The organism is Candidatus Neomarinimicrobiota bacterium (assembly GCA_030743815.1).
In the GTDB taxonomy this organism is placed as follows: domain Bacteria; phylum Fidelibacterota; class Marinisomatia; order Marinisomatales; family S15-B10; genus UBA2146.
Genome location: JASLRT010000037.1, coordinates 1 through 6,388, shown reverse-complemented (window position 1 = coordinate 6,388; position 6,388 = coordinate 1). Strand labels below are relative to the sequence as shown.

The 6,388-nt window shown below is 45.7% G+C and carries 7 protein-coding genes and 3 tRNA genes; 8 read left to right on the top strand and 2 right to left on the bottom strand.

The features are described from left to right. Positions 1–738 precede the first annotated feature (738 nt). From QF669_03545 to QF669_03530, 4 genes are all read left to right on the top strand, one after another. Complete coding sequence (locus tag QF669_03545) at positions 739–1,596, top strand: hypothetical protein (GenBank protein MDP6456517.1); 858 nt, start codon at positions 739–741, stop codon at positions 1,594–1,596. Next, positions 1,596–2,090, top strand: coding sequence for a rhodanese-like domain-containing protein (locus QF669_03540; GenBank protein ID MDP6456516.1), 495 nt, complete (start codon positions 1,596–1,598; stop codon positions 2,088–2,090). The genes QF669_03545 and QF669_03540 overlap by 1 nt, the downstream gene beginning before the upstream one ends. Continuing rightward, a complete protein-coding gene (locus QF669_03535) occupies positions 2,087–2,527 on the top strand; it encodes a MauE/DoxX family redox-associated membrane protein (GenBank protein ID MDP6456515.1) in 441 nt (146 codons plus the stop codon). Before QF669_03540 ends, QF669_03535 begins: the two co-directional genes overlap by 4 nt. 181 nt (positions 2,528–2,708) lie before the next feature. After that, positions 2,709–2,781 (top strand) — tRNA-Gly (locus QF669_03530). A 346-nt stretch (positions 2,782–3,127) separates the two neighbouring features. On the opposite strand, the gene QF669_03525 is transcribed toward QF669_03530, so the two are convergent. After that, entirely contained in the window at positions 3,128–3,334 is a 207-nt protein-coding gene (locus QF669_03525) for a hypothetical protein (GenBank protein MDP6456514.1), read from the bottom strand. A gap of 115 nt (positions 3,335–3,449) precedes the next feature. Between QF669_03525 and QF669_03520 the strand changes: the two genes are divergently transcribed. The 3 genes from QF669_03520 (at position 3,450) to mutM (ending at position 4,572) form a co-directional block, all read left to right on the top strand. Next, positions 3,450–3,523: transfer RNA gene (locus QF669_03520), tRNA-Cys, on the top strand. Positions 3,524–3,536: 13 nt separating this feature from the next. Beyond that, positions 3,537–3,620 (top strand) — tRNA-Leu (locus tag QF669_03515). A gap of 124 nt (positions 3,621–3,744) precedes the next feature. Beyond that, positions 3,745–4,572 (top strand): DNA-formamidopyrimidine glycosylase, encoded by an 828-nt coding sequence (mutM, locus tag QF669_03510; protein MDP6456513.1) that lies wholly within the window; start codon positions 3,745–3,747, stop codon positions 4,570–4,572. 174 nt (positions 4,573–4,746) lie between these two features. Here the strand turns inward: mutM and QF669_03505 are convergent, their stop codons facing one another. Continuing rightward, a complete protein-coding gene (locus QF669_03505) occupies positions 4,747–5,481 on the bottom strand; it encodes a hypothetical protein (protein ID MDP6456512.1) in 735 nt (244 codons plus the stop codon). Between the two features lie 295 nt (positions 5,482–5,776). Between QF669_03505 and QF669_03500 the strand changes: the two genes are divergently transcribed. Further along, positions 5,777–6,388 (top strand): oligopeptidase B (locus QF669_03500; GenBank protein MDP6456511.1); only part of this gene is annotated, 612 nt, incomplete at its 3' end.

Genomic DNA, 6,388 nt, shown 5'->3' with positions numbered 1-6,388 from the left:
CCCTGTTCTATTGTGGACTAAAACAGAATCCCAATTATTGAAAAATTTACTCTGTTGAGAAGATAGGGTTAATAAGGTCACTTTATATCTGTACCCCACAACCAGGGGTGCCTGTTCACAAGCTGTGAAATTGTCACACTTATTGTCACATTTTACTTAAAGACTATGACCAGTATGCATCTTATTCGTATTTAGATTGGCGTATTCAATCAGTTCAATGCCATTGAAGCGCTCTCCCAACTGAGCTACAGCCCCAAATGAATCATATGCTTTTACTTCAAAGAGCGTACGCCATAGAAGAACAAAGTTAATAAACAGGCTTGGTACAAAGCAAGTTGACTTCGTCTTGAGAGGGGGACTAAATTATATACTATGCAGGTGAAAACTAATTTGTCGATTCTTTTTTTGGTTGTAGCAGCATTGACTGTCAATTCGTGCAGTCAGTCTCAAGCCAAATCTGGTACGGCCGTGCTGGTAGTGACTGGAAACGTCCACAGTCAGCTCGACCCGTGCGGGTGAAAGAATAATCCTATCGGCGGTCTGCCGAGAAAAGCGACATACATTAATACCATAAGAAAGGACGGCAACGACCCCGTCATCCTAGATGCGGGTGATATTTTCTTCTCAGGCGAAGGTCAGTCCGAGATCGCCTTTGAGCAGTCTAAACTGAGAGCCGAGACTCTGGTCGAAGGGTATAATATAATTGGTTGCGATGCTCTGAATATCGGTTTAAAGGATTTGCTGGCTGGAGTTGATTTTGTACGCGGACTGGAGCAGTCTGCTAATTTTCCTTTCGTTTCGGCGAATATCGTGGATAAGGAGAGCGGAGAGTTGCTTTTCAAACAGCACATTGTAGTGGAACGGGGTGGTCTGATCGTGGGGATTACCGGGATCACCTCCAAGATTCCCGATATCATAGAAAATCTGACATTGAAGGATCCCGTGCAAGCGGCGAATGAAGCGTTGGCTTATCTGGAGAAAAAGAGTGATTATCAAATTGTTCTCTTTAACGGGTATCAGGATGAGGCGAAGACGGTCAGGCAACAGTTGATCTCGGCTGATTTCATGTTTCTCAGCGGAGACACTCGTAATCCGAAGCACCGTGCGAAGAATCCCGAGAGTGGTCCATGGCTCTACTCACTCGGCAAGCAAAGTAAATATCTGGCCATACTCAGGCTCGACATACGGAACAGCCAGGAAAGTGTTAACGATATCACCACGTTAAAGGCGAAGGAATCCTTTATTCTGCAACAGATCGATCGCATGCAGCAGAAAGATCCTTCCAAGACACTTGAGCAGATTTATGCTGATAATCCAAAAATTCTGGACCGACTGCATCAGATTCAGACCGAACTTGAATCCGTCAGCGATGAGCTGGCGCAGGTAGGCAATAGCGCTCAGTTTGATTTCGTCCCCATGAGTCGTATCCTACCTGACGAACCTTTGTTGCTGAATATGGTTACCGAGACACTATCCGCTTGCGATCGACTGGCTGTGTCCAACGATGATCACCGCGAACTGTTAAAGAATACCGAAATAGACCCAGCTATCAAGCGGCAAATCGAATCCAAATACCGGGCAAAGAAGTCGGGATAGTGAAAACTCCGCCGCTGAAGCAAGCCTTCATCATCGTCGCTGTTTCTGCTGTTTTCGCTTTCAGCTATAATGCTGTCCGAATTAACGGGTTGCCGTTAATCGCTGCAAAAACGATCGTGGAGGGAGGCGAGGGGACATCAGTCGTTGATTCGTTGCTAGCGAAATCGACCCTCATCGTAGAGCCAATGATGATCGATCTGACTTTGGCAGTTCAACTCTACGAGAGAGGTGTTACGTTCATTGATGCCCGTGACGAGGATGAGTTCAATCAAGGACATATCGCCGGTTCCCTCAATGCTCCCATCATACAGCTGGTCTCCCAGCTATCTCCCGATGATCCTCTTGTTACCTACTGCAGTGGTGAAGGGTGTGATCTCAGTATGGAGCTATCAGAAACACTGATGTTAGACTGGCAATTCACGAAGGTATTTATCTTTGACGGCGGCTGGCCCGAATGGAAAGCGGGTGGACATCCTGTCGAGGGTGGTGAGTGACTCTCCTGCAAAACAAGTGGCTTATTCTTGGATTCCGTTTTATCCTCGGTATCATGATGATGTACGCCAGTTTCTCCAAAATCGCCGATCCTAAAGAATTTGCCAGCCTGATAGACAACTATCAATTCCTACCGTATTCGCTCACTAATCTCATGGCGATATTCCTGCCGTGGGTTGAACTTTATGTAGGCGCATGTCTGATTCTCGGAATCTTTGTGGATGGTGCAGCGCTCCTAACCATGGGAATGATGCTGATGTTTATTATTGCCCTCTCTCAAGCTACCATAAGGGGGCTTGATATTGAATGTGGTTGTTTCACAGGAGCTTCGAAGGTAGGTGTCAGTAGAATTCTGGAAGATATCCTCTGGCTGGCGATGACATTCGTAGTGTGGCGCCGCAGAGAAAACTCGTTTGAAATCTACCCCAAATCCGTTTGAATCACGCCGGCGCTTGCCTTAAATTCGCCCGCGCTTTTTGAGAACAGAATTCTTTGCGAGAATAGCTTCCCAACAGATAGGTCGGGAGTAGATTTCCACGTTGCTCCCGATGTATCGGGATCGCGGATTTCTTACATAAGGTCGGTATTGAAGCTTTTCTCGGTCAAAGAAAAAGCTATTTGCGAGAGTAGCTCAGCTGGTAGAGCTCCACGTTGCCAACGTGGTTGTCGCGGGTTCGAGTCCCGTCTCTCGCTCTTTTAAGGTGTTCTTCACGTACATCATCTATTCTACCGCACGCGACCGATATTATGTTGGTCACTGCGAAGACATTAATCTGCGATTAGAAAGACACAATCTGGGTTTCACGAGATCCACGAAGTCCGGTGTACCGTGGAATATGATGTATTACGAGACATTCGAGACTCGTGTTGAAGCCATCAGGAGAGAAAGAGAGATCAAGCGTTGGAAAAGTCGAAGGATGATTGAGGATCTGATCAGAAGTGCGTGCGAATGATTCTGAACGTGGTTGTCGTCCCGATGGAATCGGGAAGTCCCGTCTCTCGCTCGAAGGGTGTTATTAACGTATATCTCTTAATCCGATCAGCTCCAGGCTTCGGAGCCGCTTGTCATTTCTGGGTCAAACGGCAAGTACGGTTTGATCTGATTCAGATACTTGTTCAGAAAGTCTACAGCCAGCGTGAAATCTTCTTCAGCCACCATCACGGAGTGGGTTGCATCTGAATCGTTCGTAATTTCTGCGGTATCAAACTTATCCAGTGCCAGGATTCTAAGGTATATCCGTTCCATAATGTCTCCTTATAGGATGGAAAGTACATAGCGAAAGTTATTGAATCAACCCGCCATCACTGATGCTGAACATCTTTGAATTGGCATTGCTTTCCGGTTAAATTTTCATGCTGATGGCGTCGTACCCAAGCGGTCTAAGGGAGCGGTCTGCAAAACCGCGATTCATCGGTTCGAATCCGATCGACGCCTCTTTCTCATCTCAGCCGGAGTGGCGGAATAGGTAGACGCAACGGACTTAAAATCCGTTGGCTTTCGGGCCGTCCCGGTTCAAGTCCGGGCTCCGGTACTCTCTATGTCCTCAGACCCGACGAACCCGTCTCACAAGTTCTTCCGGCTTTCTAACCGCGTTCGGCAAGCTGATGATGTTCAGGTCCTGTGTGTGGCACCACCGCATCAATAAAGTAATAATCATGCCTGAATTACCGGAAGTACAGACTGTCATTAACGATCTAAATGAGATTGGCCTGATCAGTACAGCGATCAAAAGGGCACATGTTTACTGGGAACGTACCATCGCAACACCCGGATGCAAAGAATTTAGAAAGAGAATTGAACGTCAGAGGATCACAGCGATCTCCCGGCGGGGCAAGTATATCATTCTGCAATTAAGCGAAGATTTTCTGTTGATCCACCTACGAATGACAGGCCGATTGCATATAAAGACCGCTGACGAAGAGCGGTTACCTCATGAGCATGTTGTACTGGATTTGGATGATGACAGGCAGTTGCGTTTTCACGATACGCGGAAATTCGGACGCTGGTATCTGGTACGCAATCCTGAGGACGTATTGGGAAAGCTCGGTCCGGAACCGCTGGATGCGTCGTTCACGAAGACTCGGTTCGTAGATATGCTGGCAAAAAGACGGCGAGCGGTAAAGCCACTATTGCTGGATCAGAGTTTTGTTGTTGGTCTCGGCAATATCTACATCGATGAGGCGCTTTGGCATGCGTCTATCCATCCATCCCGTTCAGCTTCAAGCTTGAGTAATAGTGAGGTAGAGGCGCTTCATCGCGCCATCCAACGCGTACTGAGAGAAGGACTCCAGAATCTGGGCACAACCCTGGGAACAGGGCAAACAAACTTCTACAGTATTGCCGGAAGAAGGGGAAAAAATGAGGCGCACCTGAATGTTTTTCGCAGGACAGGAATGCCGTGTGCACGGTGTGCTGATAGTGAAATTAAGAGAATAGTATTAAGTCAAAGAAGTACCCATTATTGTCCAAAATGTCAAATCTGAGAGGCACTCTAATTGACCGAGGAAAATATTCCCATTCTGATGCCTTTGGTAGTTTTCTACGCTTTTATATAGCAGCTGAATGTACCGGACCTATGCAAAAAACCCCCTTGCGGGGGCTTTTTTGTTTATAAAAGAGGTCGCCTGGATATGTTATATCATTATGGGTTCCGGCAATTAATTCTTGGAACTCAGATCAGGTCGGACTTTCCTCAATTCACTGGTCGTTTTTTTAACTGCACCGCTAAAAATGTTTTGCAGCCTTTTTACCTCTTTTTCATCAAACGCCTTTCTCATGGATGAACCCATCTCATACATTCCTTCAAATTTATCCAAAGGGTGAACTGATGCGTAAACACCCCCGTCACCGCCCATTACTGTTTTGTAGAAGTGATGCTTATGGCCATCTTTCAACTTTTTATGTGATTCATTCGCTTTCTCTATGAAATAAATAAAGTCAGCGTCCTTGCCTGGCCTGACGTAAAAGTAGGTGACCCTGTACATATTGAAGTTTGCTTCATAAGGAAGGCTCAACTCAGGCATATAAGCTACATAACTTGTCTGAAAGGAAGAGGAGTTCTCATCAACGTAAGGTAACAGATTCATCTGCCAGTCCTTAATATCTTTTTCAGATCTCAACCGATTGTCAAAATCGACCCAGCGGTGAGGAGCAGTGAAATGAAAGTACTGACCTGTCCTCTCCCCCGCAATTATTTCATGCACATACTCAGGCCATTTCCCATCGTTGTGAAATTTCTGGATATGATTGGCCATCCCTTTTTCCAGCTGATCTCCCTTTCCGTTTTTGGCTTTCATATAGAAAATGCTGTAGATACGTTCTGGTTCTGATTGAGCATAAAGTCCTATTGTCCAAACCATGACAATAGTTAAAGCTGCTGTACGTTTTAACATGAAATATCTCCTTATGATTCGATTATCTGATGTGCTCTACAAAAACTTAATTAAGTTAGTACAAGCTAGTTAAATAAAAATTGAAGGTCAAGGAAGATTTGTTATTGAGGTCTCTCAGCCAAGATTATTGATTTTTTTAATATGTCTGAATAGATTGAATCGAGAGTAAGTTTTGGGAAAATCTCCATTATTATATGATAAATGGTACAGCCGGGAGGAAAGAATGAAAATCACTATACTGCTGACTGTTTGCCTTTTTGTTTCTTGTACACAAAACATTCTGAAGGAGAGTTTAATGATACCGCCCATCGCTGAAAAGATCCCCAGAGAACTGACGACTCACGATCATACGCGCATAGATGATTACTACTGGATGCGTCTCACTGATGATCAGAAGAATGCCAAGGAACCGGACGAGCAGACACAAAAAGTCGTCGACTATATTGGAAAGGAAAATGCCTATACTGAGGTGGGGCTGAAGCATATAAAACAGTTTCAGGAGAAGCTGTTTGATGAAATCGTTGGACGTATCAAGAAAGATGACTCCACAGTACCTTACTTTAAGAACGGCTATTGGTACTATCGGCGCTATGAAGAAGGCCAGGAGTATCCTATCCACGCGCGAAAGAAGGATTCCTTGGAAGCAGACGAAGAGATCCTGCTGGATGTGAATGAGATGGCCGAAAGGCACGATTACTATCAGGTGGCAGGTCTGAGAGTGAGTCAGGACAACCGCTGGCTGTCATTCGGTGTGGACACAGTGAGTCGCAGGTTGTATGCCATCCATTTCAAAAATCTCGAGACGGGAGAAATTCTTGAAGAGACGATTCCCAATACTACGGGATCCGCGGCATGGGCCAACGACAACAAAACCGTTTTCTACACAGCCAAGGATGAGATAACGCTC

Bases quoted from the DNA above. Each gene is read 5' to 3' on its own strand.
- QF669_03525 (MDP6456514.1), bottom strand. From the start codon at position 3,334: ATGGAACGGATATACCTTAGAATCCTGGCACTGGATAAGTTTGATACC.
- mutM (MDP6456513.1), top strand. From the start codon at position 3,745: ATGCCTGAATTACCGGAAGTACAGACTGTCATTAACGATCTAAATGAG.
- QF669_03505 (MDP6456512.1), bottom strand. From the start codon at position 5,481: ATGTTAAAACGTACAGCAGCTTTAACTATTGTCATGGTTTGGACAATA.